The 26,557-nt window shown below is 44.3% G+C and carries 21 protein-coding genes; 10 read left to right on the top strand and 11 right to left on the bottom strand.

All coding sequences use genetic code 11. The features are described 5' to 3' along the window. Positions 1–101: 101 nt before the first annotated feature. Positions 102–353: a TIGR03643 family protein gene (locus KI743_RS10605; RefSeq protein WP_285466331.1), complete on the top strand. Its 252-nt coding sequence runs from the start codon at positions 102–104 to the stop codon at positions 351–353. Between the two features lie 100 nt (positions 354–453). On the opposite strand, the gene KI743_RS10600 is transcribed toward KI743_RS10605, so the two are convergent. The 3 genes from KI743_RS10600 to KI743_RS10590 all read right to left on the bottom strand — a co-directional run bounded on the left by KI743_RS10600 (position 454) and on the right by KI743_RS10590 (position 5,386). Further along, positions 454–1,533, bottom strand: coding sequence for a ParB family protein (locus KI743_RS10600; RefSeq protein ID WP_285466330.1), 1,080 nt, complete (start codon positions 1,531–1,533; stop codon positions 454–456). Beyond that, complete coding sequence (locus KI743_RS10595; RefSeq protein ID WP_032550784.1) at positions 1,533–2,732, bottom strand: ParA family protein; 1,200 nt, start codon at positions 2,730–2,732, stop codon at positions 1,533–1,535. Before KI743_RS10595 ends, KI743_RS10600 begins: the two co-directional genes overlap by 1 nt. Before the next feature lie 173 nt (positions 2,733–2,905). Beyond that, a complete protein-coding gene (locus tag KI743_RS10590; RefSeq protein WP_285466329.1) occupies positions 2,906–5,386 on the bottom strand; it encodes a TonB-dependent receptor domain-containing protein in 2,481 nt (826 codons plus the stop codon). Positions 5,387–5,801: 415 nt separating this feature from the next. Here KI743_RS10590 and KI743_RS10585 point away from each other — a divergent pair, with 415 nt between their 5' ends. From KI743_RS10585 to fhuF, 6 genes are read left to right on the top strand one after another with little or no spacing between them, the layout of a single operon-like run. Further along, on the top strand, positions 5,802–8,600 hold the full coding sequence (locus KI743_RS10585; RefSeq protein WP_285466328.1) for a M16 family metallopeptidase: 2,799 nt from the start codon (positions 5,802–5,804) through the stop codon (positions 8,598–8,600). Positions 8,601–8,603: 3 nt separating this feature from the next. Further along, entirely contained in the window at positions 8,604–9,605 is a 1,002-nt protein-coding gene (locus KI743_RS10580) for a putative transporter (RefSeq protein ID WP_285466327.1), read from the top strand. Further along, a complete protein-coding gene (locus tag KI743_RS10575; protein WP_285466326.1) occupies positions 9,595–10,212 on the top strand; it encodes a MotA/TolQ/ExbB proton channel family protein in 618 nt (205 codons plus the stop codon). Before KI743_RS10580 ends, KI743_RS10575 begins: the two co-directional genes overlap by 11 nt. Next, a complete protein-coding gene (locus tag KI743_RS10570) occupies positions 10,205–10,621 on the top strand; it encodes a biopolymer transporter ExbD (protein WP_285403505.1) in 417 nt (138 codons plus the stop codon). The genes KI743_RS10575 and KI743_RS10570 overlap by 8 nt, the downstream gene beginning before the upstream one ends. Positions 10,622–10,630: 9 nt before the next feature. Further along, entirely contained in the window at positions 10,631–11,503 is an 873-nt protein-coding gene (locus tag KI743_RS10565) for an energy transducer TonB (protein ID WP_285466325.1), read from the top strand. A gap of 43 nt (positions 11,504–11,546) precedes the next feature. After that, a complete protein-coding gene (fhuF, locus tag KI743_RS10560; protein WP_285466324.1) occupies positions 11,547–12,389 on the top strand; it encodes a siderophore-iron reductase FhuF in 843 nt (280 codons plus the stop codon). Between the two features lie 60 nt (positions 12,390–12,449). On the opposite strand, the gene dgcA is transcribed toward fhuF, so the two are convergent. The 3 genes from dgcA to KI743_RS10545 form a co-directional block, all read right to left on the bottom strand. Further along, on the bottom strand, positions 12,450–13,415 hold the full coding sequence (gene dgcA / locus KI743_RS10555; protein ID WP_285466323.1) for an N-acetyl-D-Glu racemase DgcA: 966 nt from the start codon (positions 13,413–13,415) through the stop codon (positions 12,450–12,452). Positions 13,416–13,431: 16 nt separating this feature from the next. Continuing rightward, positions 13,432–14,439, bottom strand: coding sequence for an N-acetyltransferase DgcN (dgcN, locus tag KI743_RS10550; protein WP_285466322.1), 1,008 nt, complete (start codon positions 14,437–14,439; stop codon positions 13,432–13,434). 94 nt (positions 14,440–14,533) lie between these two features. Then, positions 14,534–15,400 carry a LysR family transcriptional regulator gene (locus KI743_RS10545; protein ID WP_285466419.1) on the bottom strand — a complete coding sequence of 289 codons (867 nt, stop codon included), beginning with the start codon at positions 15,398–15,400 and terminating at the stop codon, positions 14,534–14,536. A 643-nt stretch (positions 15,401–16,043) separates the two neighbouring features. On the opposite strand from KI743_RS10545, the gene KI743_RS10540 reads away from it, so the two are divergent. Further along, positions 16,044–17,612: a sensor domain-containing diguanylate cyclase gene (locus KI743_RS10540; RefSeq protein ID WP_225311017.1), complete on the top strand. Its 1,569-nt coding sequence runs from the start codon at positions 16,044–16,046 to the stop codon at positions 17,610–17,612. 130 nt (positions 17,613–17,742) lie between these two features. On the opposite strand, the gene dsdA is transcribed toward KI743_RS10540, so the two are convergent. Beyond that, positions 17,743–19,071 (bottom strand): D-serine ammonia-lyase, encoded by a 1,329-nt coding sequence (dsdA, locus tag KI743_RS10535; RefSeq protein ID WP_285466321.1) that lies wholly within the window; start codon positions 19,069–19,071, stop codon positions 17,743–17,745. A 252-nt stretch (positions 19,072–19,323) separates the two neighbouring features. Between dsdA and dsdC the strand changes: the two genes are divergently transcribed. Further along, positions 19,324–20,265 carry a DNA-binding transcriptional regulator DsdC gene (dsdC, locus tag KI743_RS10530; RefSeq protein ID WP_285466320.1) on the top strand — a complete coding sequence of 314 codons (942 nt, stop codon included), beginning with the start codon at positions 19,324–19,326 and terminating at the stop codon, positions 20,263–20,265. Positions 20,266–20,322: 57 nt separating this feature from the next. Here the strand turns inward: dsdC and eat are convergent, their stop codons facing one another. The 3 genes from eat to KI743_RS10515 are packed head-to-tail and all read right to left on the bottom strand — an operon-like array spanning position 20,323 to position 24,019. Next, positions 20,323–21,720 (bottom strand): ethanolamine permease, encoded by a 1,398-nt coding sequence (eat, locus tag KI743_RS10525; protein ID WP_285466319.1) that lies wholly within the window; start codon positions 21,718–21,720, stop codon positions 20,323–20,325. Positions 21,721–21,744: 24 nt separating this feature from the next. Next, positions 21,745–22,614, bottom strand: coding sequence for an ethanolamine ammonia-lyase subunit EutC (gene eutC, locus KI743_RS10520; RefSeq protein ID WP_285466318.1), 870 nt, complete (start codon positions 22,612–22,614; stop codon positions 21,745–21,747). Continuing rightward, the gene (locus tag KI743_RS10515) at positions 22,607–24,019 is read right to left on the bottom strand and encodes an ethanolamine ammonia-lyase subunit EutB (RefSeq protein WP_285466317.1); all 1,413 of its coding nucleotides are present in this window, start codon (positions 24,017–24,019) and stop codon (positions 22,607–22,609) included. Before KI743_RS10515 ends, eutC begins: the two co-directional genes overlap by 8 nt. 177 nt (positions 24,020–24,196) lie before the next feature. Here KI743_RS10515 and KI743_RS10510 point away from each other — a divergent pair, with 177 nt between their 5' ends. Continuing rightward, a complete protein-coding gene (locus KI743_RS10510) occupies positions 24,197–25,141 on the top strand; it encodes a helix-turn-helix domain-containing protein (protein WP_285466316.1) in 945 nt (314 codons plus the stop codon). 541 nt (positions 25,142–25,682) lie between these two features. Here the strand turns inward: KI743_RS10510 and KI743_RS10505 are convergent. Further along, positions 25,683–26,468 carry a YwqG family protein gene (locus tag KI743_RS10505; protein WP_285466315.1) on the bottom strand — a complete coding sequence of 262 codons (786 nt, stop codon included), beginning with the start codon at positions 26,466–26,468 and terminating at the stop codon, positions 25,683–25,685. Between the last annotated feature and the right edge of the window lie 89 nt (positions 26,469–26,557).

Here is a 26,557-nt window from a genome sequence, read left to right as displayed (position 1 = left end):
ACCCTGAACATGCCACGCTCTAAACAAAAACTTTGATTCGTAGATGAACCCAACACCAGCTCTGAACGTAAAATTCTTCTTTTTTAGTGTGGAATTGACGAATGATGTTGAGTGAAGAGAGCGAGTCACGGATTATAGAAATGGCTTGGGAAGATCGGACTCCATTCGAAGCCATAGAGCTACAGTTTGGGCTGAGCGAACCAGAAGTAATCCGATTTATGAGAAAACAACTGAAACCTGGAAGTTTTAAGCTTTGGCGAGCGAGGGTTTCAGGGCGTAAAACTAAGCATACCAAGTTTCGCAGCTCTGAAGTAACGCGAGGTTATTGCCCAACGCAATATAAGCACCGCTAGGCGAAAGGCTAAAATGAAAAAGGCTGAAACTTATATTGGAAGTATAAGTTTCAGCCTTTTTTGAACTAGATAAAGGTGCTTATTTTAGCTATTGGGTTAGCTAGTCTTGGGTTGCTTTATCCAGTACAGCTTGAATCGCTTCATCAAGTTCTGACTGCAGTTCTTTCGATAAACGGCCAAACTCGTAAGAGAAGTTACGACCTTTAACTTTCTTACGTGCAAACATACCTTTACTAGCAAATTCAGCGAGTTGAGTGACTTCAGCTTTGTCGGTTACCTTTTTAGATTCCGCAATTTTTAGCTCTGATTTGATCAAAGAGAGTAGGGCTTCTTTGTTCTCGTCACTACAATGTTCAACCTGAACATTGACAGCTTTTTTACCCAATTTTTGGATAAACGCGGTTAAGCCTTTACTGTCTTCTTGGTATGTCTTCATCACTTTTCCAAGTAGAGCATAATCTGTGTGTGATAATGCATTTACTACTGGGAATAGGGCGATAATGCGTTGATCAATGCTGGCTGCTTTTAGTGCCTTACTCACCGCTGGGCGGCTGATACCAATCATCGCAGCAACGTCTTCTTGAGTGTAATTACCGCTGTTCATGATCGTTTGGCATTGAAGACCAATTTCGCGTTGGTTGTGCTCTTTTGCCGTTTGTAACTGTTTCGCTAGCGCTTTAGCATCAGAAGTTGAAATCTCGTCTTGGGTAACAAGAATTCTGAACTCTTTTACGCGTCCTTCTTGAAGTAAGAACCAAGCACGACGACGAGAACCATCGAGTACATCAATCTGGCCATCGACTTCACGGCCAACCGCTGGGTAGAACTGTTGGAACTCAAGAGAGTTAAGGTCTTCGAGTGATTCTTTAGTGAGCAGGCTTTGGTCACGACCATTTACATCAAAAGTGACGTAAGTATCTGCTTTTACTTGATTAAATGACAGTGTCACTTCATTGAATGTTGCAGTATTGCCAGAAGCCAATTTCCAAACCATTTGTTGGCCAACAGAGCCAATACCGAACTTTTCTTGAAGAAAGTCAGCCGCTTTTTGGCCCGACTTCTCTAGCTCTTTAGTCAATTGGCTAGTCAGCGTTTCCACTGTTGCTTTCGCTGCTGACTGCTGCGCTGCAATGGAGCCAGGTGTATTTCCTAGAGGGCTACCGCCACGTTTCTTAGCCATTAACTATTCTCCTGTTCACGCCACACGTTCAGAATATCGCGGAGGATCTGGCTGGTGACTTCGTAGCTGTTTTGTTGCGCGCTTTGGAAGGTCGCTTTACTTTTTGGGTACTCACTTTTCGACATATCAAAAACTGTCGAAAGAAGAGAAGATGCCTGACGAACCGCTTCGCTGTGTTTGAACTCTTTCGAGTACAGATACGGCGAGAATTGGTCGTATAGGTTGTTCATCAAGTCTGTAGTCGTTGAGCTATCACGATGATTTGTAAGCAAAATCTTCATGAAGTCATAACCTTGGTGGTTTGCATTCTCTAGCAGTGCCCACACTTGTGGGATGTAGCTAAAGTACGAACAAGTTGCATCGATATCGTTTTCAGTAATCGATAGTGGGAATACCACACTGGTCGCCGCGTAATATGCGTTAAACGTCGCATAGCCAAGTGATGGTGGAGTATCGATGATGATGATATCGAACTCATCTTGAACACTTTCAATAATGTCATGCAGCAGCGAGTATGGTGATGCCAGAGTTTGGCTAAATACTCGTTCGTGGAACCAACCTTCCATAGCACGATCGCTTTGCGCTGCAGGCAGAATACGCAAGTTAGGGATGGTGGTTTCTAAGAATGCTTCCGAAACGGCTTGCTCAAATGTTTCACCTTCATCTAAATCAAAGGTGCGCATCATAAGATCGCCAACAGAAAGGTAACCTTCTTGTTCCGCTTCTGGAGCGTAGTACATAGAAAGTGTTGCTTGGCCGTCCATATCGATAAGGCCAACGCGATACTCTTGGTGGAATTCAGTCGCTAAACCAGAAGCAATGGTCGCTGCTGATACGGTTTTACCTACACCACCTTTTTGGTTTTGGATGACCATAACTTGCGCTTTTTGCTTATCGCTGCGGATAAACTTCGCATCTTTGCGTAGATTTTCCGGCAGTAGGTCGCGCACTTTGTACATTTCTGAGATGTCGATAGACCACTGTGAGTCTTCATGACGACGTGGATCGATGTCAGCAGAAGTCACGTAACGATCCAGTGTTTTCGCATCAATACCTAAGTAGGTTGATGCTTCTGCTCGTGTAAAGTTACGCAGTTCTTTACGGTGGTTGGCTAGCAAGCGTTGATTACGACGCTGAATGTATGCGTCTGCACCGGTTTTTAGCTGTTGAAACGTAGTCGTGGTGTTTTGGGTATCCATTTCTGCCTCCATCTAGGGATAAGAAAGAGTATATACCTCAATTTTAAAGGTGGGTAGTAAAAAATGATGGAATTGTTTTTTATGGATGGTCGATTGCGCGAGATGTGACCGATCTCGCGCAAATAATGAACGAATTAACCTATTTGAAGGGTTAATTCGTTCTACGGCTGATATTACATTGAGTAATTTAAGCCGACCCAGAAAGAACGTCCGATCTGGTAATTGGACTCACTGCCATTAACTTCATCGAATAGGTTCTTGATTCGTAGATCAATTGAAGCATTATGCTGCTTATACTTCAGGAAGCGATAAGTGGCATTGAGGTCGACAGTGGTTTTTGCTTTTTGCTCCTCGACATCATAAATGTCGTATCTGCTGCCGTCAGTGTCGGTGTAGTTATCTCGTGTGTCTGTGAGATATTCATACTTACCGCGGTAGTAAACGGTAGCGTTAGTCATCAGCACGTCATCAAACCACAGTGCTGACCATGAAGCTGATGCTCTGAATGGTGCGGCGTAGTTCTGACGAGCGTCATCTTCATACATATCAGCCATCGTCATGATCTGACCCTTGTAGTAAACAAGCTCAGTTTCATCTTCTGGATCGGTGGTGTAATCGACTAATCCATTGTTCTTGGTTTCAGACCAAGTTACGTTGGCATTGAAGAAGTGTTTTTTATAATTACCTGACCATTCGATTGAGTAACCGTAGTAATCAGTCTCGCCGTCGTTGGTCATTTCGTAGTAATCATCACCATTGGCATCCGTTAGCTCATCACTTTTTGCAAACTGTGAGCGGTTCTGACGATAAACGGTTTTGAAGCGCGCATTACCATCTAAGAAAGTAGGGATGGTGATTGCTAACGTCAATTCGTCACTGTATGGCGTGTCTAGGTCTGAATCGCTGTAGTTATCAACACTTGGTTGACTTGAACACTCATACCAGTCTCCCGGTACGCCGCCCCAACCGCCATCACTGGTGTCTTTCATATCACGTTGATAACAGGTGTGAGCAGGTGTTTGCTCTTTGATCGCATAACCTATCATCTTGTTGGCATAGTAACGGTTTGCGCCCACAGTTAGGTATGTCTCTTCGATAAACTCCCAGCTTGCAGTTAAACGCGGTGCAAGGTTATGGTTTTCCATAAAGTCATCGTATGAGTAGCGCGTACCAGCTCTCATTTCTACGGGGCCAAATTGAGTAAGGTATTCTGCCCAAAGTGCGTGGCTGTACACACCGACATCAGCGTCAAAAGCGTCGTATTTAGTATGTTTCCAGTTGGCCATATCTGGCGTACAAGATTTGTCGTTAGGATCGCAGATAAAATCATCGGCAGCCGACTTTTTAATGCTGTAATAGTAGTACACATCTTCTGGTCGAGATTTGCCAGCATCTGTGTATTTTATCTCGCTACCGTAGTTCAACGTACCTTGGTCAAGCATTGTCGAGAACGAAGTTGTCCAGGCGTAATCGGTCTGCAACTGTTCTAAGTCGCCGATACCGCCATCGTTACAGTTTGATGTGGTGTTACACCAGTCTAAGAACTCGCCATCCATTTGGTACCGTTCGTTGTTTGACGTACGTGATGCATCATTATGTAAGACAGAAAGTTTGGTGTTCCAATCTGTTGATCCAGAAAAGCCTGTTGCACTCAGATAACCTTGGGTGCCTGAAGAGTTGCTGATGGTTAGGTCATTGCGTGCATTCTGTAAATCGCGCTCACTTTCGTAAGGACTATGGATGATCTGACCTTCGAAGGTGAGGTCGTCTCGATACTCGTAAACCCCTTTCAATAAGAAGTTTTCAGAAGTGTCACCATTGTTGCCGGTTGTACCACCGTATGCTTCATCTTGTGTATATTCGACTTCAGAGGTACTTTTGCTGTAGGACGTGAGAACACTAAGCTTCTCTGTCAGTGGCAGATCAAAGCTGACGGTAGTTTGTTGTTTAGTGAATTCCGGTGGAGCAATAGGATCGTCATCAGGATCGATTTCTGTCGGCTCATGGTATTCCACCATGCTGTCGTTTTGGAAGCTGGTACTTAGGCTGAAGCCAAACTCTTTTTTAGGCTTGCGAAGCTCATAGTTCACAACACCGCCGACAAAGTCGCCATGCTCCGCCGAGATGTTGGAGTCCATGATCTCAACAGAGCCAATCAAATCGGGTGTTACATAAAGGCTTTGGCTTGTCTGACCGACGACATTATTCCAATCCAAATTATTCGTCGAACCATCATTGTTCGTTGGCTTAACGACATCATGAATGGACGTTGCCGATACGCCGTCGATCTGGATGTTATTGTCGTAGTAGTTACCACCTGAAATCGAGAAGTTTTGCGGGCGAATAGACTGGATGTTTTCTTGAGTAGCGTCATCCAAACTATTGTCCATCTGAACGTAAGGTGACGATTTCAGTAGATCGGTTGTATCAATACCACCCGATTTATTGTTCTGGACACTGGTTTCACTCATTACCGATGTACCTGAGTCAATCGGGTCATAGCTTTCATAAATAGCATCAGAATTTACAGCGCTGTCGTTACTGCTGTTTCCATCCGATATTTCAATATCCCCAAGATCAACTGGCTCATTAGCGTAGCTGACTGGGCTCCCTAAAGCTGACAAAATTGCCAGCGCAATAACATTTTTATTCATTTCGTCGATTCTTTTGTTTTTATTTAAAGATTCAAAAAATGACTTTGTGCAAGTCATACCACTGCATGTGTCTGATACCGTTACCAGACCTAAAATTAAATGATATTAATAATCATTCAACTAAATAATCCCAATTAACCACTTTAAAAGAATGGCTTTGACTGGGCTTTTGATCGATTAAGTAGCAGTTTTAGGTCATTTAAATGACATTCTTGTTTTTAAAGCCATGGTCTGGCTCTATTTACCCAGATGATGGCATGGCTACTTTCAATAAAATTCTTGGATGTGCGTCGCATAATATAGTAATCTTGGAATCGTTTTCAATGCTAATGAGAAAATTATTGATAATCATTATCAAATCAATTTCTCATTGGATGTGCTTTTTTATTCAATATGTTATAGCGTTGTTATTATTATGTTTCTTAGTGGGTGCGTTTCTATTTGTATCATTGCATCGAGTTTGGTATTGGCCTGCACAGGTGCTTTTGCAAAAGAAATTCAATGGAGTTCAGACCTCAATCACGGCTATTTGGATAATGGCTTCCAGTATGTTTTTCATAACAGTCAAAATTCAAAAGACTCCTTTAATCTTCGTTTGATCGTCAACGCTGGTTCTGTTGATGATGAGCATCGCGGCATGGCTCATATTGTTGAGCACATGGTCTTTCGTTCGAACCGTGCGCACAGTATCGACATGCATCGTTTCTTCGACCAAGTAGGTTGGAAAACTGGCACTCAAATCAACGCGATGACCCGCCAAACTGAGACTCAGTACATGGTGAGAACTCGCCCCAATGACGCTCTAGATGTTTCGCAATCTGTCAAATTGCTGAGTGATTTAGCCTTTGGTGCAAAAATGAAAGATCAAGATTGGCAGCTTGAGCGTGGAGTCATACTTGAAGAGATGCGCAGAGGTGCTGGTGTTGCTGAACGAGTCAATACAGCCAAAAAGCAGGTAGTTCGAAATGGATCTCGCTATGTAGATCGTCCAACTATTGGCACTAAGAACGCCATTCTAGATGTCGAGATTGAGGATATTCGCGCTTTCTACGATAGATATTACGTGCCGGGCAATATGACCTTGGTGGCGAGTGGTTATTTTGATGACCGCAAGCTTATTGAGGCAATCGAAAACACTTTTGGGTATGAAGACGCTGCTCCTGTACCAAATAGAGACTATGTGAAGCTTCCTCTCAAAGAAGGCTTAGTGATCGGTAAGGTTCAAGATCCAAAAGGCACAACCTCGGCGGTTGTTTATGGCTTTAGAAGTAAAATGGAACCAAGTATTACTGAGGCGGGTGCCTACCAGAGACTGCAAAATTACTTCATTAGAAAGCTAGTAAAGCCCTCTGTTCGTGCATCAAAATCTGAGTACGATGCGTCGATTTCATCTGTTCATATCTCTTTTAGTGAGCCGACTAATGATCGACTGATTGCGGCGATGGCAGCCAAAACAACGAATCACGCTTTAGGGCAACAAGTTGTACTGACTGAAATCGAGCGACTAAAGCAGAATGGAATCAATGAGTCAGCTCTGCAGGCCTTGAAAGAGAAGGCGAGAGCCTCTGTCCAAAGAAACCGACAAATCATTCCAAAGCGTGATTTTGCTAAATGGGAAGACAAACTTACATCTGCAGTGATGCAAGAGAGCGTAGAAGAAGATTATGAAATTAAATCTGCACGTACACTTAAGTGGATCGATGCTCTAACGGTTGAAGAGCTTAACGAACGTCTTAATCAAATCCTTAGCGCACCAGACCAGTTCATGTTCTACCAGATCCCTGGTGGACAGCAGCGTACACTACCTACGATTGAGGAAATTGGACAACTTTCAAAGCAAATTTCATCGCAACGATATGCGGCTATGAAAGTGGTACCTGCATCAAAAGTAAAATCAGCTCAACTCACTGAAAGCCCGAGAAAAGGGAAAGCAACACAGACACTTGAGCTTGCTAAGCCTGTACTTCCAACACCACATGTAACAAGTAAGCATAAACACTTCTCACCAGTCGTTGTTCAATGGACTTTGGTAAACGGTGATCAAGTGATTTGGTTAGATCGCAAAACGTCCGATGGCGAGCTCTATATCAAAGCGTTATCTCACGCGGGTTACAACAGTGCTGCGTATCCGCCTTGGATGCTACAAGCCGCTCAACAGGTTTGGCAACAAACTGATTTCAATATGATCTCTAACCAATCGTTGCAGCAATGGCAAAAGGACCACAATGCTACTTGGAGCTGGGCACAATCAGGCAGTCAACTAGACTTGTCTGCAAAAGTGGCAGCTTCAAACCTAGAGCCTTTAATGCGTGCTTATTGGATCACACAAACAGATTGGATGTTGAACGCTGAACAGTTTGAAGAAGCTAAAGAAGCTATTAGCGATTCTGTTCATATTGTGTCTAAACATGAAACCGAACGAGCGGCGCTGTGGGGAACACCAAAAGACGCTTCACCAACAAACAATGATATTGAAGCGCTAAACATGAGCCGCTTTACGTCTGCTGTTGAGACCCTAAACCAACAACCGGTGTCTCTATTCATTGTTGGGCAAACCACTGAACAAGAGATCGAAAAGTCGGTACTGCCATATTTGGCCGCAGTGACGCGTAAATCGGATTTTGAAGGCCGAGAATCTGTATTGCCTACGGGATACCACACTCTGGAACAGGCAATCCACGATGAAGATAAATCGACAGTCACCATCAAAAGTGAAGCGGACATGATGTGGACACCAGAATCGAGTTTCTTGGTATCAACGCTGAATCCAATTGTACAAAAAGCACTGAAAAATAAGCTTCGTCATGAACTTGGTGGTGTGTATTCGATTCGATTTGAGATGACTTTGAATAAAGACAATAAAGTGCGCTTATCGACAGAGTTTACTACGGCACCAGAGAAAGTTGACTTGTTAGTGGCAGCTCATAATACGGTGCTAGAAAACCTATCTCAGCAACTGCCTTTGGAAAATTACCCTCGTATTCAAGGCGACATTCAATTCGCAGAATCATTGAGATTGTCGGATACAAATACTTGGCTGCGTCGTTTAGCTCTGAGCTACGAAAAGTATCAAGGTCCAGACTATCTGCAGTCAATGCAAACACTAGAGCAGCGAGTCACTGAGCAGCACTTATCTGAGATCGTTGACCAGATTATCCCTCTATCTAAACAAGCAATTTTGATTGGCACCCCTGTGTCATCTGAAGGTATCTAATTTATGTTCCGTAGTTTTTTCTTTAATAAGCGCTGGTACGTTTGGTCTTGGGTAGGCAGCGTGATCATTCTGTTCGCAACTTGGTACAAAGTGCAGTTGGATGTACAAGTCAACGAATGGTTTGGTGATTTTTATAATGCCATTCAACAAGCATTGACTAATCCCGGCTCTGTACAAGCCAATGATATATATGGTCACTTGTGGACCTTCTTACGAATCTCAGCGATCTTTATTGCGGTTGCTATTTTGCTCGAGTTCTTCATGCGTCACTACGTTTTTCGTTGGCGCACTGCAATGCACAATTACTACATGGAGCATTGGGATAAAGTTCGTCATATAGAGGGCGCTTCGCAGCGTGTTCAAGAAGATACTATGCGCTTCGCCAATATCGTAGAGCGTCTTGGAGTATCGTTCCTACGTTCATTGATGACGTTATTGGCGTTTCAACCTGTGCTATGGGAGTTGAGTAAACAAGTTAAGTCGGTGCCATTTTTTGGCGAAGTAGAACACGTATTGATCTACGTAGCGATTCTCTCTGCTTTGTTTGGCACTGTTCTGCTTGCGGTTGTTGGTGTGAAGTTACCGGGCTTGGAGTTCAATAACCAAAAGGCCGAAGCCGCGTTGCGTAAAGAGTTAGTGCTTGGTGAAGACGACCACACACGAGCTCAACCACAATCGATGAAAGAGCTGTTTCAACACGTGCGTACCAATTACGTCACTATGTATCGTCATTACCTCTATTTTGATTTGTTTAAAGTGAGCTACCTGCAGCTCTCTTCAATACTGCCATACATCATGTTAACGCCGACCATTATTGCTGGCCTTATTACCTTCGGCACCATGCAGCAGATTATCCGTGCGTTTAATAAGGTAGAGGGATCGTTACATTACCTTGTGTTCAGTTGGTCCACCATTGTTGAATTGATCTCTGTTTACAAGCGACTTAAAGCCTTTGAGCAACATATCCAAGCAGCTGAGAAACAAGAGGTGAACTATGTTAATTGATTCTTGGGCCATTGCGACCGGTGCGCCCTTGGTGTTGTGTTCGGCGATTGCACTTGCATTAGTGTTAGAACGCCTGTTTGTTGTTTTGAGAAAACAAGGACTTTCAAAAGGCGACAATCAAGCGATCTTTCAGGCATTACACAAGCATGAAATGAACAATGCTTTGGACATTTTGAAACACTCTGGTACCGGGTATCAGTTTGTCATCGATGAGCTGGTTCACCATAAATCTAGCACCAAAGAAGTTCGTGATGAGGCGATTAAAATCATGTTGGTTCGTTATTCGAACCGGCTAAAACGTCGACTGTCAGGTTTGACGACGATTGCATCGCTTGCACCAATGCTGGGGTTGCTGGGAACCATTATTGGTTTGATGCGTTCATTTCGCGACATCGGTCTGAGTGATGGCCCTGTCAACCCATCAATTGTTGCTGATGGTCTTTGGCAAGCTCTTTCAACAACAGCTGCAGGGATGGTTATCGCTGTGGTGTGCGTACTTTGCCATGCCTTAATTAAGTCGAGAATTCGCATTCATTTGGCGGAAGCTGCAGATGTGCTTAATCACTTTTCTCACTGTATTCAGTTGGAAGAGACCGAACATGATTGATTTGGAAGATGAAGAAGTATCTAGCTCGCTGCAAGATGCCATGACGCCGATGATAGACGTCATTTTTGTCATCATTGCGTTCATGATGTTGATGATCAACGTGCCGTTGTTGACGATGGAGGTCGAACTTCCGAAGGCCGTTGAAAAGCCAACGGTTGCGAACGTGCAAAAAAATGTGGTTTCAATTGGTGTGGTTGATGGGGACGATGCTTGGTTAGTCAACGATGCTCGCGTGTTTTCAATAGATTCGCTCAAGGAAAGGCTAATTGAACAGAAATTAATGTATCCAGACCAACTGAGCGTAGTGATTCACAGTGACAAACAAGTCCCAATGGAAAGGGTCGTTGCGTTATTTGGAGCATTGCAGGAGCTAGAGTTGAACGTCTCGCATCTAGCTTTACAGCAGTAAGGGCAAAGCATGAAAGTAAGATGCTCGGCCTTTACTGGCTTTGTATTGCTGTCATTGGTGATTCACTGTATAGCTGCGGCTTGGCTCTATTTCTCTCCCAAGGAAGATATTGTCATCGCAAAAAGCACAGACATGTTAAGAATTAGCGTTGGTTTGCAGGCAGCAATGATGGGGGCGACGGTCGTGACTCCGGCGAGTGTTGCCACCCCAAAACTAGACATGGTTGAAGACGTTGTAGAGCCTCCTCCAGAGCCAGAGCCAGAGCCAGAGCCAGAGCCAGAGCCAGAGCCAGAGCCAGAGCCAGTAAAACAAGCGGTTCCTAAAAAAGCACCTTTAAAGAAAACTGAGGTGCAGAAAAAAGAGCCAGTGAAAAAGAAAGTATTGCCGAAAGAGAAGCCACCAACGAAAGAGCGCAAAGTTGAACCTAAACCCAAAGAGAGGAAAGTCGAACCAAAGCCTCAAGAGATGAAGGTACAACCTTCTCCTGAATTGCTTGCGCAAAAGAAAGTTGGAGAGCAAGGTGTAGACGGCTCGAAGCAGCAAAACGTTCAGCAAAAAGAAACCGGTGCAGGGAACCAAGCGGGTGGTATCGCTGATGAGGCGCAGTTTGACTATTTCATTCGACAACATTTGCTGTCCAAAAAGGTCACGCCCAAAATACTGAAATCGCGCCGCAAACAGGGTGTCGTCGTGGTGGTATTTACCCTCGATAGGTTGGGGATGATCAAAGATTACAAAATCGCAAAACCGTCTCGAATTCGTGAGTTTGACCGAGCCGCAATTAAGCTGGTCCGAAAAGCGGAACCGTTTCCTGCTGCGCCTGATTTCGTTACATGGAAGCAGCGCGAGTACAGTATCGATATCTCATACAGTGTGAAATAGATAATTCACAGTTTGTAAGTGAACAACAAAGTTAAATTTTAGAATGAAAATCAAATCAATCCAGGCCGCTTCCTTAAAAGCGGTTCCATCGGGCTCTACCACAACGGACTTTAACCACTTGCAGTCGTTATGGGGGGAAAGAAAACTGTGCTCGCTGGATCTGGCGTTAAACGAATTAACACAGGTTGATCAACGCCATGAACTCAAAGTGCTTAGCGACGAAAATATCGACCTGAATACTTGGCTGAATGAATCCTTTTCAGAGCTGATGTCTTTGCATGCTGAACACACCCAGTTGGGAACTGCGGTATGCGCATCTTTATGGCACAAGCAGCTAGTCGAGCTTATTTTTCCGACTTTGGTTGCACTGCGATGGAAATACGGCATTGTTCCAAACATTGATGCAAAAGCGATTCATCTTAACATTGAGCCAAACGGTCGAGTTAATACGATTGCGATAGAAAACCAAGAAAGCCAAGTTTTGAGCGACCAAGAGTTAGATGAAAAGCTTGCTAAAATTGTCGCCGATATTGGCGCTCAGCTAGAGCCGATATTTGCAGAGCAACGTGTAAATCGAAAACGCTTTTGGGGTAACTTAAGCAATGCCTTGGCTCAAGGTTTCACTCGCTTGTCTGACAAACAGCTACATACCTCAGATGCTGATTTGAATCAGCGAGTAGAACGTTGGTTGACGAAGATTCTGGGTGAAAAAAATAGCTTAGTAGAAGTGAAAACCGTATCAAGTAGTCACGGGCATGCTTTGTTCGCTCGAAGAAAGACATGTTGTTTGAAGTACAAGCTCAACAAAGTGCGCATGTGTAAGACTTGCAACTTGATGGACTCAGAAGAACAACATCAGTTTTATCAAGCAAAGTACGCCAGCTAATTATTCGATTGCTGCCCTAGTTAAAGGGCAGCGTATAAGCATGTGTTAAGGTGAGAGACGTTACAGGTACAATTTTCCTGAGTGGTACTTAAGTCCGTCTTCAACATCATCGCCAAGCAACACTGGGCCATCCAAATCAACCACCTCTGCGTTGGTTGCAATTGGCAAAGCCGCTTTCATAGCGGTCGAAGTGCCCAGCATGCAGCCAGCCATAATGGCGAAGCCTTCGTTTCTGGCTTGCTTTTCTAAGAGTAATGCTTCTGTTAACCCGCCTGTCTTATCGAGTTTGATATTGACCATCTCATAAAGTCCCTTCAGGTCAGCGAGTTGTGCTCTCGTGTGGCAGCTTTCGTCTGCACAGAGTGGAATAGGGTGCTTAATACTGGCTAGGAGCTGGTCTTCTCCTGATGGTAAAGGCTGCTCAATCATGGTGATATCAAAACGGGCAAGTTGTTCGAATAACTGTTCTAAATCGAGGGAACCCCAAGCTTCATTTGCATCGAGTACGATTTTGCTATTCGGAGCAGCGGCTCTCACAGCGGCAACTCGTTCAACCACCGATTCGCCATCCAATTTCACTTTTAACAGTGTCGCACCTTGGTCTACGTATTGCTTGGCCTGTTTTGCCATGGCTTCTACCTCTCCAATGGAAACAGTCATGGCGGTCTCTATTGCTGGGCTAATAGTAAAAGTAGGTGATGGAAAGGATGTCCCTTCTAGCTTGCTAATCAAATCCCAAAGCGCGCAATCTACGGCATTACGTGCTGCGCCTGCTGGCATTGATTGTAAGTGCTGTTTCGCTTCTTGTGGTGAAAGGCTGACTAAGTCTGAAGTCCAGCTTTCTATTTGTGCTATTACTGATTCAACACTCTCACCGTATCTCGGGTAAGGTGTACACTCTCCAATCCCTTGCTGGTGGTCATGAGAGACGGTCACACTCACCGTGTGGCAATGAGTTCGTGCACCTCTTGATATGACAAAAGGGGTCGCCAATTCGATGCTGTACGGAGTCGCTTCTATTAACATGATTTATTCTCGCAAGTTAAAAGTTAGCATTGAGATAGCTGGCAATGGACTGGATTCCGAAACGCACAGGGTCGGTAACAGGTACGTTGTAAGTCTCTTGCCAATCTGCACAAAGCGCTTTGGCTTCTTCCTCATTCAAAGCAGAAGTATTCAGGCTAATACCCGCAAATGCTGCATTTGGGTTTGTTAATCTAGCTGCCGCTAAGTTCGCTTCTATCGTGGCAGGAATGGAAGGGAGTTGGCAATGAGGAAGGTGACGAATGTGAGGTCTACCAATTTCATGACACAGTACAAGCGCATCCGCTTGGGCACCATGAAGCAAGCCTAAGCTCACTCCTGCAAAGGAAGGGTTAAATAGAGAGCCTTGTCCCTCGATGATATCCCATTGGTGGTCGTTAAAGCTTGGGCTGATCGCCTCTACGGCGCCAGAAATGAAATCGGCAACAACAGCGTCGATAGATATCCCATCGCCTGCAACGAGAATCCCGGTTTGGCCAGTCGCTTTAAATTGCGCATCGACTTTGAGATCCTTTAACGCTTTTTCTAAAGCCAGAGCGGTAAACATTTTTCCGACTGAACAATCCGTTCCGACGGTGAGAAGTCGTTTGCCTTGGCGAGCTTTGCCCGTACCGACTGCAAGAGGCGCATCATAGTGACGTACATCGTGAAGTTGCGTCTTTCCTTTGGCTTGAAGCTCTGCAAGCTCTGGGATCTCTGTGAGTCGGGAATGCATACCCGATGCAATGCTAAACCCAAGTTGTGCTGCTTTGATTAGCGTCGGTTTCCAAGTTTCAGGGATGATACCTCCGGCATTGGCAGTACCGATGACCAGTGTTTTCGCGCCTTTTTCTATCGCTTTTTCTAGCGTGAGGTCTTCCAGTCCTAAAGAGACAGTATCTGTCGTCAATTTTAGTTCCCCAACACACAATTCAGGTCGCCATAGTGCAATACCGCGCGCTGTTTTGGCTGAGATTGGGTCAGTAACGTCGCCTAAGAAGAGTAGGTAGGGTTGAGCGATAGACATAAAGCATCCTTGGTATCCTGTTGAATTAAAAACAGAGTAGAGGTTCACCGAGAAGGGTTCGAATGCTTATTTGTTGGTTGCCTATAACAACAGGTTATAGGCTGGCTTCCAATTGTTGGACGAAATTTCTTGCAGAAATGCTTAATGGGTTATGTTCGGCATAAAGTAGCGATACCGTAATATCAATGGTCGGCGTTAATCTTGCTCTGTGTACTCGATCTTTGTATTGGTGAGCTGTCCAAGGGTCGACAATAGCACACCCCACTTCGTGGACGACTAACTCAGCTGCGGAGCTATAGCTTCGTACTGATACTGAAGGGTGGTATTCGGGTTCGAGTGCATGGATGGCTTGATGAAGCTGTGTACCCAATGGATCGCGACTATCGAGACCAATCAATGTTTTGTCAGAATTGAGTAACTGTTTGAGACTGATAACCTCATCATCTGAATCTTGAGGAGGCGTGATCACACACAACTCAGACGTTAATAGCGTTTTTTGAACGAGAGAGGGCGGAGCATCTTGACCAAAACAGATCGCAAGGTCGACTTGGTTCTTTAATAGGGCATCGCATAGTTCATCTTGATTCCCTGTCGAGATCTCTATGTTGTAATCCCCACTTTTACATAGCTGAGCGATGAGCGGTGACAACATAGCGGCAGAGAGTATCGGAGGTGCGCCAATGGTCAGGTGTTTTTCCCCAGCTTTGATTCTATTCGTCAGATTGCGAAATTGACCCAACTGTTGATAGATTTTTTCTGCTTCGGGAAGGAGGAGATGTGCTTCTTTGGTTGGGACTAGTCTGCCTTTGATGCGCTCAAACAGTGCGAACCCCAATTGCTGTTCAGTATGAGAAAGAACACGAGTGACGTTTGGTTGCGACACATGAAGTTGTTTAGCTGCGCCAGAGACGGTGCCAGATTTCATCACAGCATAAAAGATTTCAAGTTGTCTTAGATTCACGTCGTCAACCGTTGTCAATTTCAAGTGTCATCACAGTAAATGAAAAGCCAAGCTAATTAAAGGGCAAAGTTATAGTGTGAAATTGTAACTAAATATTATTTGAATGGCTGATTTTGGTGGAAATTGCGTGCTACAAGGTGGTTGTTCTTTATTTAAACTCATTGAGTTGGTTTATTAAATATGAATAATTATGCTGATGCACTACTCTTTTTGAGATTTAGATTACAGTGGGTTGGGGTAATTAAGTCGTCGTTTTACTATATATGACAAATAAGAATAACTCTTAATTTTAATATAACCCTAACCCTTTAGTTGTATTGCCACGCAGTACAGCTGCTTTGAAAATATCAAGTAAAGTCAATCACTAAGTTTGGTTCACTTTTGAGACAATGGTGCAAATTCCATGATTTTATAGTGGTTTTTATTTGACATTTAAGTTGCTATTTTGGTTGTGAGTTCAGCGTATATTGTTATTTTTATACCCAACAAGATTGAAATCTCATTCTGAATACTTTTGTTTTTACTTAATTCATCACTGTTGGTAATATTATTTTATAAATTTAAATTCTACTAATGCTCTCCTATTTGGTGATGAATATCATCCAAGGAATAGGGGGGTATTTTTTTTCAATGGAAGTCAGGCATGACGTCAGTGATTGGTCATCGAATTAACTTACGACTACTTGTCTTATCTTTGTGTATCTTGAGTGTCGCTATTACGTTGATGAACGTATTTCATTCAAGCTACCGCGCTCAACATGAATTAATAATCAATAAAAGCCTAGAGGCTAATCGAGTCTATGCTGACAAAATGGCAGCAATGACCGATGTATACGTTGAGCAAGTTATGACTCAACTAAAGTACAGCGCGCGACTACTCTCTTCTCGTGTCAATGACGCGAACTTTGTTGCTCAAGAGACGACGAGGCTAAAACAACAGACAGACTCATTTAACTCTGTGTATGTGGTGGATCATGACGGTGTGATTGCTTCAATTATGCCTACGAGTGTCAACATTCAAGGGGTGAAACTGACATCGGAGCGTTCTAGACAGTCCATACGAGCAAAGGCTCCGTTAATCTCCGATCCATTTGTTTCGCCTGCTGGGAATTACCTTATAAGCATGACGTATCCGATATTCTCGCCTCAAGGCAGGTATCTTGGGTATGTGGGTGGCAGTATTTATTTAGAAGACTCCAGTCTTTTGAGTAACTTATTGAGTCGTCACAACTATAAGGATGGTTCGTATCTGTATGTGGTGGATCGAAACCGTTCTCTGATTTATCACCCAGAGAAGAATCGCATTGGTGAAGTGGTACTAGGTAATGATGCGGTAGAAGCCGTACTAAATGTTGGCGATGGTTCCAAGGGGATTGTAAATACCCAAGGTGTAGCCATGTTGTCGGGCTTTGCCATGGTGAAAAGCACTGGCTGGGGGATCATTGCTCAAACTCCAAAAGACCGAGCCATTATGGAGCTAGAGACTCAAATGCAGTATGTGATGTTTGAGTCGATCCCAGTTGGAATTGGCACTTTGATCTTCATTTGGATTTCTGCTATTTGCATCTCAAGGCCGTTGTGGCAGCTTGCTAATACAGTAAATAAGTTTGATACCACACATTCGTTATCGACTGAACTGAGTAATGTTAACCCTTGGTATTTTGAAGCGTCGCAACTGAAAGTGAGCTGTGAGAATACCTTCAATTTGGTATCGAATCAGATAGAGAAATTGCATTCCGAAAACCTGACTGATCCAATGACGGGTCTGTTGAATCGCCGAGGGTTGAAGCGAGCAATAGAGAATTTCCAACAGAGTGAAAAACCAGTATCGGTATTGGCGTTAGATATTGATCACTTCAAAGCTGTAAACGATAAATATGGTCACCAGTTTGGCGATCAGTTGCTTAAGCAGACTGCAAAGTTGATGAAGGCTCAAGTAAGAGATGTCGATGTTGTCTGTCGTTCTGGGGGAGAGGAGTTCATTATCTTCCTCGATGGTTCGAACATGGATGTGGCTTATGAGATCGCTGAGCGCATCCGACTGTCAATTGAGTCAGATATTACATCACTCGAAGAGGGGACGACGATCTCGATTGGTGTGGCGCAATGGTACGGTGATTCAACGCCAATATCCCTTACGTTAGAGTTGGCGGACAACGCTTTGTATGCTGCGAAAAGAAATGGTCGAAATCGTACGGAGTTGTTCTCTTAAGTCATTGTTTTATTTAAGAATAGGATCATTAAACGATAAGGGATGCGGTGATAACCGCACCCCTTTTTTCTGATTCTGAGCATTCCTAAAACGTAGGGCGCTGGTGGCCAACCGACAAAATAAGAAAGTGTTAGTTGCTTGATTGTTCCAGATAGAATTGCATTTCTGATTGTGGAACCATGCCACCTCCCGTTGCCCAAACAAGGTGAGTTGCGTTAGCCATTTTGATATCGTCGAAGCCCATTCGAGCTCGGTATTCATTACTCTTGGTTAAGATCACCGGACCAAGCATGCCGGCTAGCGCTGAAGGTTCAAGTTGAATGTCTTCCGATTCACTCAGTTGGCGAAGTAGGCGATACATACGCTCATCAGAGAGTGTGATATATCCGTCTAATAGTCTTTCCATTGCTCTGCCAACAAACCCAGAAGCACGACCTACAGCAAGGCCGTCCGCTGCGGTGATATTATCGATACCAATATCTTGGACACTGATTTCATCGTGAAGCCCTGTGTGTACGCCAAGCAACATACATGGTGAATGGGTCGGTTCAGCAAAAATGCAGTGGACGTGGTCACCAAATGCGGCTTTTAGCCCAAATGCGACACCGCCCGGGCCTCCGCCAACACCACAAGGAAGGTAAACAAACAGTGGATGCTCAGCATCGACCACAATATTCTTCTCAGAAAACTGCTGCTTTAAGCGCTCTCCAGCAACGGAATATCCAAGAAATAGTGACTGCGAATTCTCATCATCAATGAACAAACAGTTAGGATCATTCTCCGCTTCTTTTCGCCCTTGAGCTACCGCCACACCATAGTCTTGTTCATATTCGACGACCGTGACTCCATGAGAACGCAGTTTGTCCTTTTTCCACTTCTTGGCATCTGCTGACATGTGGACCGAGACAGAGAACCCCAATTTTGCGCTCATGATCCCGATAGACAAACCTAGGTTCCCTGTCGACCCAACTGCGATACTGAATTGGTTAAAAAACGTTTTGAACGGCCCGGTTGATAATATCGTGTAGTCATCACTTTCATTGAGCATTCCAGCGTCGATTGCCAGTTTCTCTGCGAGTACCAATACCTCATAGATACCACCTCTGGCTTTAATTGAGCCTGAAATAGGTAGGTGGCAGTCTTTCTTTAGCATCAGCCGCCCAGTGATATGGGTGGCGTACTCACTATCTAAAATCGCTTTCATCGACGGGATGGTGACCACGTCCGATTCAATGATCCCGTTACTTTCTTTGGTTTCGGGGAAAACATGGGCGAGGTAGGGCGCAAATCGATTCAGTCTGTCACTGGCGTCTTTAATGTCGCTCTGATCAAGTCCAACATGAGGCAACCCTTCCTCAAAGCTGGTGATAGCAGGGTTGAACCAAGATGTTTCCTTGAGCGAGATTAGCTCTTGAATGAGTGGATATTGTTGTGTGAGTTGGTCAATTGCAATCGTCATCTTGATACCTTTCATTGTGACATGTGGAGGTGAATGTCTCTCCTTAAGCTAGCACTCACCATAGCCTTGAACCCCATTAGATAGATTTTCAAGGTTGCTGACAAATGACGATAACTCACATTTGGATGAAATAGATTCACTTAAAAGCTAAGATTGGAAGCGTTCAGAGTGAATAAATGTAATTAAGGATAAAATTTCTCATGCCTATGATGTAGGATGATTTTTCCATTGGTGTGGGGAATTGGGGAAATTATGTATACCAGTGACAATATGTTCACCAAGCAGAATCGATTAAATAGCTTTCAAATATCGAAGCTGCACACCTTTGAGGTGGCGGCTCGTCATTGCTCCTTTTCATTGGCTGCGGAAGAGCTAGCTTTGACCCCTAGCGCGATCTCACATCGAATCACTAAGTTGGAAGAAGAGCTGGGTATTTCACTGTTTATTCGAAGCCATCGAAAAATCACCCTCTCTAAAGAAGGACAACGTATCTATGAGTCGGTAAGCCGAGCGTTAGATGCCTTGAACCAAGATGTATTTGATGTTCAAAACGGTGACGTTTCAGGGCTGCTGACAGTGTATTGCCGCCCTTCATTCGCGCAGTGCTGGTTAGTACCTAACATTCGTAGTTTCCAAAAGTTGTACCCCTCGATTGAGCTCAAATTGCTTACAGGTAATGAGAATATAAAGCTTCAAGGAGATGGCATTGATGCCGCGATCTATTTTGATGCCGAGCGTCCTAAACATCTCAAGTGCGAATCGCTTTTTTCAGAAACCATTATTCCTGTATGCACGCCAGAGTATGCCGATAAACTGAACTTGAGAGAGTCGGTAGAGCAACTGCGCCACGCTACATTGCTGCATGACAACCAAGCATGGGATTACGACTCAAATGAAGACGAGTGGAAGGTGTGGGCGCATGCGAATGACCTCGAAGGTGTTGAGCACTATTCTAGAATGAGTTTCGATCGCTCTGACTTAGCCGTGCTTGCCGCGCAGCATGGAGTAGGGGTCGCCATGGGAAGAACCAGCTTAATTGAACCTCTGCTTTTGTCTGGTGAGTTGATTGCCCCGTTTCCGAACACCGAAGTGGCTTGCAAACAACACTACTATGTTGCCACCTCACCTGAGAGGAAATCGGACAAAGTAAATCTGTTTTTGGAATGGTTGAAGGTGATGGTGGGGAAGGAGTGAAGTAAGGTTTAAAGCTCTGATAATACGTAGAGCCTTAAACCCTTGGTGATATTAGATTTAGTTAATTACCTCTAGCTCTTTTTCTGCAACAGACAGCATCTCGAACTCCTCTTCTGCCGTAGTTGCGACCAGTTTGTTGCGGCTGTAGAGACCATAATACGCACCACCAATCACAAATAACCCCATAGTCATAAAGAATGCAGATGGGTCAAAAGCGTAAACCCCAGTCATTGCAATAAGTGACAGCACAAGAGAGGTGCCAGAAGTCAGTACGCCACCTGGTGTTTTGTATGGACGATGAAGCTCGGGCTGCTTAATACGCAATAGAATATGACTAAGTGACATTAACGCATAAGACACCGTTGCCCCGACGACTGCCATTGCTAATATTAGGTCTCCCTCTCCGGTTAATGACACAGCGAAACCAAACACTCCTGGTACCACTAGGGCGCGAGCCGGCACTTTGTTTTTGTTGGTAAGCGACAGGCTTTGCGGTAGGTAACCCGCTCGCGACAAAGCGAAGACCAAGCGGCTGTAGCCATAAATAATCGAGAAGAATGAAGCGATAAGTCCGGCAAGCCCCAGAACATTAACGGCCGTTGCAACCGTTGGGTTCCCAGTTAATTTTAAAGCATCAACAAGTGGAACTGCGCTATTTGCAATGACTTCTGAACCGACCGCACCTGCAAGCAGTAGAACCACTAAGGTTGCGGTAACAAGCAAGAATAACATGGCGCCGATAATGCCTTTTGGCACATCTTTAGCTGGATTTTTTGCCTCTTCAGCAGCCAGTGGAACACCCTCTACCGCAAGAAATAACCACATTGCAAATGGCAGTGCCGCCCATACACCATACCAACCAAAAGGAAGTAGCTCAGTAGCTTGTGCCGTTGTCGGAGCGATATCAAAGAGCTTACTCGCATCAAACTCACTCACTAATACGCCAGCGGTCATAAGAATGGCTAGTACAGCTAATCCACTGATAACCATCATGACCTTGAGAGCTTCTCCCACTCCGGCCATATGAATACCGATAAAGATGGCATAGAAGATCGCGTAAACAAGGGGGCCATCAATACCCATTAATTCATTCACTGCCGAGCCAATAAAAATGACGATGGCGGCGGGCGCTAGGGCGTACTCAATTAAGACAGATAAGCCCGTAAAAAATCCACCCGTTGGCCCCATTGCTTGTCGAGCAAAGCTATAGCCACCGCCTGCAGCTGGAATGGCCGCAGACATTTCCGCCAATGAGAGGACAAGGGTGAAGTACATCACCGCCATTGCAATGGCTGCGATAAGAAATCCACCCCAGCCGGCTTGACCGATACCAAAGTTCCAACCAGCAAAGTCACCGGAGATCACGTATGATACTCCCAAACCCGCTAGCAATATCCACCCAGCGGTGCCCCTTTTAAGCTGTCTTTGTGCCAAATAATCCTGATGTTCTGACATTGTAAATCCCTCTATCTTGATGTGTTATCCAATTAAAAAATTGCTTATGTGCTTGTCATCCAACTGATCACCACCTTCTTCCTCGATACTGGAGCGGTCTTTCAGGTTGATTCCAGATAGCTCTAACCGACGGGCTTCCTTCAGCAGGTATATAGCTCGCTGGCACGCATCCTCATAACCCAAGCCCTGTGGGCGAATATTGGAAATGCAGTTTCTATCTGAGTCTTTTGAACCTCTTCTCGCGTGCCAAGTCAGGTATATTCCCATGCTATCCGGAGAGGTGAGTCCAGGGCGTTCTCCAATTAAAACCAACACCATTTTGGCTTGTAAGCACTCACCGACATCATCACCGACTGCGACTCGGCCTTGGTTTACGGCAGTAATTGGAGCAACACGCCATGGCATTTCGTCTTCTTTTAGTGAAGAGAGTAGGTACTCAATAACGGGCTTTGCATGATTTTGAATAGCCACTGAAGACAAGCCATCTGCTACTACTATTGCGAGGTCAAACGGGGTCGATGCCGAGCGATGGATAGCTTGGAGATGCCTCCAACAAGCATCATCAAGCTGACGACCTAGGTCTGGCCTTTGTAAGTACATAAACCTGTCAACCGCTTTGCTGTGTGCCTTAATTGGTGGTTGAGAAGTGAGTTGAATAACTGGATTTGAATGACTGAGGTTCTCAATGAATGCATCTATATCCAGAGCACAATGAACCGCATCCATTGCCTGTGCATGGTCGAGTTGAAATGAAAGCAACTCTTTAGTTGGTACACTGTTTCCGCTTCGGCCTAGTGCAATGCGTGCCGATGTAAAACTTCTAAGCTCGTGCCAAGGGTTTTGAGTGACCACCTTGTCAGCTGAGTGCTTTTCTATAGATACCACCTTACCCATGTGCGCGCCTCCCATTAAGTTGTGTGAGAGCACCAGCAAATGAACCGGATAGGCGTTCATTTAGACGCACCTCACTGACGTCATCGAAGATCTGCATCTGAGTTAGCCACTCTTCAAACTCCGGTGTAGGTTTTAGACCCAATACCTTGCGGGCATAGAGCGCGTCGTGAAATGAGGTTGTTTGGTAATTGAGCATGATGTCATCAGAGCCGGGAATGCCCATGATGAATGAGCACTCGGCAACACCAAGTAATGTAAGAAGGTTATCCATATCATTTTGGTCGGCGTAGGCGTGGTTGGTATAGCAGATATCACACCCCATCGGCAGGCCGAGTAACTTGCCACAAAAATGATCTTCAAGTCCGGCTCGAATGATTTGCTTTCCATCAAAGAGGTATTCAGGGCCGATGAAGCCAACCACGGTATTCACTAATAGCGGATTAAAATGACGTGCTACGGCATAAGCTCGTGTCTCACAAGTTTGTTGGTCCACACCATGAAAAGCATTGGCAGAGAGCGCAGTTCCTTGCCCTGTCTCAAAGTACATAACATTGCTTCCAACCGTTCCTCTGTTTAGAGAAAGTGCCGCCTCGTAAGCCTCTTTGAGCACTGAAAGGTTAACGCCAAAGGTGTCGTTGGTACCTTGAGTACCTCCTATCGATTGAAAGACGAGATCCACCGGAGCACCCATCTCTATTGCTTCTATCGTGTTGGTGACGTGGGTCAATACGCAAGATTGAGTTGGGATTTGGTAATGTTGAATGACTTCTTCCATCAGATTCATCAGCTTAACCGCTTGTGGTACATTATCTGTGGCTGGGTTAATGCCGATCACCGCATCACCATTGCCATACATCAGTCCATCAAAAATTGTGGCAGCGATACCATTCAGAGAGTCGGTTGGATGATTAGGCTGTAGGCGCGTAGATAAGCGACTAGGCAAACCTATGGTGTTACGAAACGCAGTCACCACCCGACACTTTTTTGCCACCAGAATCAGATCTTGATTGCGCATGATCTTACTGACGGCTGCCACCATTTCCGGAGTTAAGCCAGAGCGTAGTTTGGCAAGTGCGAGACTATCGGCTTTATCACTGAGCAGCCAGTTACGAAAGTCCCCAACGGTAAGGTGCTCAATTGGCTTGAATGCCTCTCTATCATGGCTATCAATGATCAACCGAGTTATCTCATCGTTCTCATAAGGAATCACAGCTTCATTTAAGAACGTCTTTAGGGGTAAGTCTGCCAGTGTCATTTGAGCCACGACACGCTCTGCAGCAGAGGTCGCAGATACTCCTGCTAAAGTATCTCCTGAACGTTCTGGTGTCGCCTTGGCCATCAAATCTGCTAATGACGTAAAGTTAAAAATCAGATGTCCCTGTTGCCGACGATAAGCTGTTGTCATAAATATCCTCTCAATAAACTGGTTCAGTTCTTGCTGAATAACCTTTTGTATACAAAGGGTAATTAAGCGATTTTTGAACCTAGTGAGTATCAAAAAATGGCAAACCTAAAAAATCATTAATAAACAGCAAGTTAAGATGCGGTTGCGCTAACTTGGGTCAAATAGACTGGGTCTGGAATGATAAGAGATGATGAAAAATTGAAGTGTTCTGCACCAGATTTGTGCGCGTTTAACACATTTGATGCAAATCAGCAGGCAGCTAGTCTTTTTAACTGGCAGCAAGAATATGACCAACTGAGCCGAGGGCGTTTTCTCGGTCAGATCCGTGAACGAAAATTTTCGCAAGTGCACCTATTTCAAGAAGACAGTAACCGAAAGCTCAAGCAGCAATGCCGCGTTAATGAAGGGGTTTGGTTAGGCCTCAGTGCGAATGATAGACCTTTACACATCAACCACGCACAAGGTGACTCTGATAGTATTTTAGTCCGAGAGGATGGAGTCGATTTTGAGTTGCTCACGCCGGAAAACTTTTCTATCTATGGGCTTGTCATCAGCCCGGTATTGGTCGAGAGGATTCAGCGGCAGTTGGAGGTTGAATCATTGACCAACAAGAACCAGTTTCTTCATTGTTCTCAACACTACACCCAACAAATAAAAGCTTACTTGGCTCTGTTACTTTCCCCAAGTCGAACTCGTTGGTCTTTTCATACTCATCAGGGAATTATTCAAGACATGCTAGTAGAGTTATTCGCTCAGTCGTCCAGTCAAAATTTTCAAAAAGCTAATGCTACACAGCGAGAGGTGACGATGCGTCGAGTTAGGCAGTACCTCGACAACTCGCAGTATCGTAATCCCATTACCGTAACCGAGCTATGCGATGCTGTTCATGTTAGTCGCCGCACGCTGCAATACGCTTTTGAGTCTTGTTGTGACATTTCACCGAAACAATTTATACAAAGCGTGCGTCTCAACCAGGTGCGACGTGTTCTGCAAGATACCAGCGACCGACGTTGCATTAATGAAATCGCCTTCGATTTTGGTTTTTTCCATCTAGGGCACTTTTGCCAAAGCTATAAGCAGTTGTTTGGTGAGTCTCCGATGCAAACACGCTCTAATGGCTAAAACTGAAAGCCATACATATAAACTAAACTAGTGAGTCCTATCAGGAGTAAAAAGCAGAACGAAGTTGAAAAACAAGAAAGTGAGTGATAATAAAAACAGAACCAAATTATCAGTGTACACGTCCAATCCATGCACTGAGAAACCACCCGCTATAATAGACGAAAACTGAAATGTGTCTCTCCCTTTCCACTTTATAAGGAAATGGACGAGGGTGGTAATTAAAGTAAGAATAAAAATAGTCATTTATGTCGGGTAAAAAATGCAATAAACGTTGGAAAAGCTGCCACAATTAATGTGCCTGTGGATCCCAAAGTTTGAATCGTTTCCACAGACCCTAAGGTTATCTTAAAGCTTGAATTATCAATAACAATACCTATATAAATGGTGATAAATTCCAATTAAATCAGTCCAATAACATTAAAAACTTTCACAAAGCTCTCTAGTATTGAACGTTGTAACTAACGTCTCACTCAGCGGCTTTTTGGCGTAAAAATGGCAAAGCCGTGGTTAAACGTCAGCTGGAGTAATTTATGATACAGTTTTAACAACAATCCCAGTAAAAGTAGGACTTCTCAAATTCTCTGTTTTTGAGATGTTCTGGTGAAATAAAAATATGACCTATACCGCTATCACCAAACATAATTTCGTCATCAACATCGATTTGTAGAATTTGCACATCATGTTGTTGGTCGCATTCGTAATCTCGTGGGTCGCCTTGTGTAAAGTCAGCATACCCACCTATCTTATGTCCCTCGTTAGTAAAATAGCTCTCAAATGCTTCTTTATGTTTTCCCGATAATGACTCTTCAAAGTCCCAATAATCTTTACCATCGAAATCAAATGAGAACTGACAGTCTTCACTATTTCCGGTATCTATAGCTTTCACAAATTCTAATTTATGTATTTTCCAAACGGGAAGCTCTTTGTACATATTGTTATCTATCGGAGGGAGATCGTTTCGTTGAGGTTTGTTCGCCTCAGTGCCCGTGATAAAGATGAACTTTTCCTCTCCTGACATATCCCACCAATCTTTCGTTTTGAAATAAAGCTGAAGGATCCCCTCATCCGGGAACCCCTCTAACAATGGCACTTCGGAAAAATTAATTTGAGCAATTAAGACTAGCGGGTCACCACATTCATCTGTCGGGTACTCCGTCCCTTCCGGAACAAATGGAACCCCTAAAAACTTGCTACGCTTTATGTCTAAAGGATCCTTATCTAGCTCACAATCCAAAGCAGTTGCTTTGATAGAGACATATGATCTTTGCTTAGCGATTAAGTCTTCTGAAAACTTCTTTAGTACTTCTGGTATTGCTACTTCTGCCATCGTTTAATTCTCGGTTTATTGACTTATAGATAACGTCGTAATCATGGGCGCTTACAAAGACACCAACAACTTGTTACTTTCTCTGGTTG

The organism is Vibrio sp. D420a (genome assembly GCF_030248625.1).
In the GTDB taxonomy this organism is placed as follows: Bacteria; Pseudomonadota; Gammaproteobacteria; order Enterobacterales; family Vibrionaceae; genus Vibrio; species Vibrio fortis_A.
This window is presented reverse-complemented; position numbering and strand designations above follow the sequence as displayed.

Excerpts from the sequence above, each read along its gene's own strand:
- KI743_RS10605 (WP_285466331.1), top strand. The coding sequence starts at position 102 with ATGATGTTGAGTGAAGAGAGCGAGTCACGGATTATAGAAATGGCTTGG.
- KI743_RS10600 (WP_285466330.1), bottom strand. The coding sequence starts at position 1,533 with ATGGCTAAGAAACGTGGCGGTAGCCCTCTAGGAAATACACCTGGCTCC.
- KI743_RS10595 (WP_032550784.1), bottom strand. The coding sequence starts at position 2,732 with ATGGATACCCAAAACACCACGACTACGTTTCAACAGCTAAAAACCGGT.
- KI743_RS10590 (WP_285466329.1), bottom strand. The coding sequence starts at position 5,386 with ATGAATAAAAATGTTATTGCGCTGGCAATTTTGTCAGCTTTAGGGAGC.
- KI743_RS10585 (WP_285466328.1), top strand. The coding sequence starts at position 5,802 with ATGTTTCTTAGTGGGTGCGTTTCTATTTGTATCATTGCATCGAGTTTG.
- KI743_RS10580 (WP_285466327.1), top strand. The coding sequence starts at position 8,604 with ATGTTCCGTAGTTTTTTCTTTAATAAGCGCTGGTACGTTTGGTCTTGG.
- KI743_RS10575 (WP_285466326.1), top strand. The coding sequence starts at position 9,595 with ATGTTAATTGATTCTTGGGCCATTGCGACCGGTGCGCCCTTGGTGTTG.
- KI743_RS10570 (WP_285403505.1), top strand. The coding sequence starts at position 10,205 with ATGATTGATTTGGAAGATGAAGAAGTATCTAGCTCGCTGCAAGATGCC.
- KI743_RS10565 (WP_285466325.1), top strand. The coding sequence starts at position 10,631 with ATGAAAGTAAGATGCTCGGCCTTTACTGGCTTTGTATTGCTGTCATTG.
- fhuF (WP_285466324.1), top strand. The coding sequence starts at position 11,547 with ATGAAAATCAAATCAATCCAGGCCGCTTCCTTAAAAGCGGTTCCATCG.
- dgcA (WP_285466323.1), bottom strand. The coding sequence starts at position 13,415 with ATGTTAATAGAAGCGACTCCGTACAGCATCGAATTGGCGACCCCTTTT.
- dgcN (WP_285466322.1), bottom strand. The coding sequence starts at position 14,439 with ATGTCTATCGCTCAACCCTACCTACTCTTCTTAGGCGACGTTACTGAC.
- KI743_RS10540 (WP_225311017.1), top strand. The coding sequence starts at position 16,044 with ATGACGTCAGTGATTGGTCATCGAATTAACTTACGACTACTTGTCTTA.
- dsdA (WP_285466321.1), bottom strand. The coding sequence starts at position 19,071 with ATGACGATTGCAATTGACCAACTCACACAACAATATCCACTCATTCAA.
- dsdC (WP_285466320.1), top strand. The coding sequence starts at position 19,324 with ATGTATACCAGTGACAATATGTTCACCAAGCAGAATCGATTAAATAGC.
- eat (WP_285466319.1), bottom strand. The coding sequence starts at position 21,720 with ATGTCAGAACATCAGGATTATTTGGCACAAAGACAGCTTAAAAGGGGC.
- eutC (WP_285466318.1), bottom strand. The coding sequence starts at position 22,614 with ATGGGTAAGGTGGTATCTATAGAAAAGCACTCAGCTGACAAGGTGGTC.
- KI743_RS10515 (WP_285466317.1), bottom strand. The coding sequence starts at position 24,019 with ATGACAACAGCTTATCGTCGGCAACAGGGACATCTGATTTTTAACTTT.
- KI743_RS10510 (WP_285466316.1), top strand. The coding sequence starts at position 24,197 with ATGATAAGAGATGATGAAAAATTGAAGTGTTCTGCACCAGATTTGTGC.
- KI743_RS10505 (WP_285466315.1), bottom strand. The coding sequence starts at position 26,468 with ATGGCAGAAGTAGCAATACCAGAAGTACTAAAGAAGTTTTCAGAAGAC.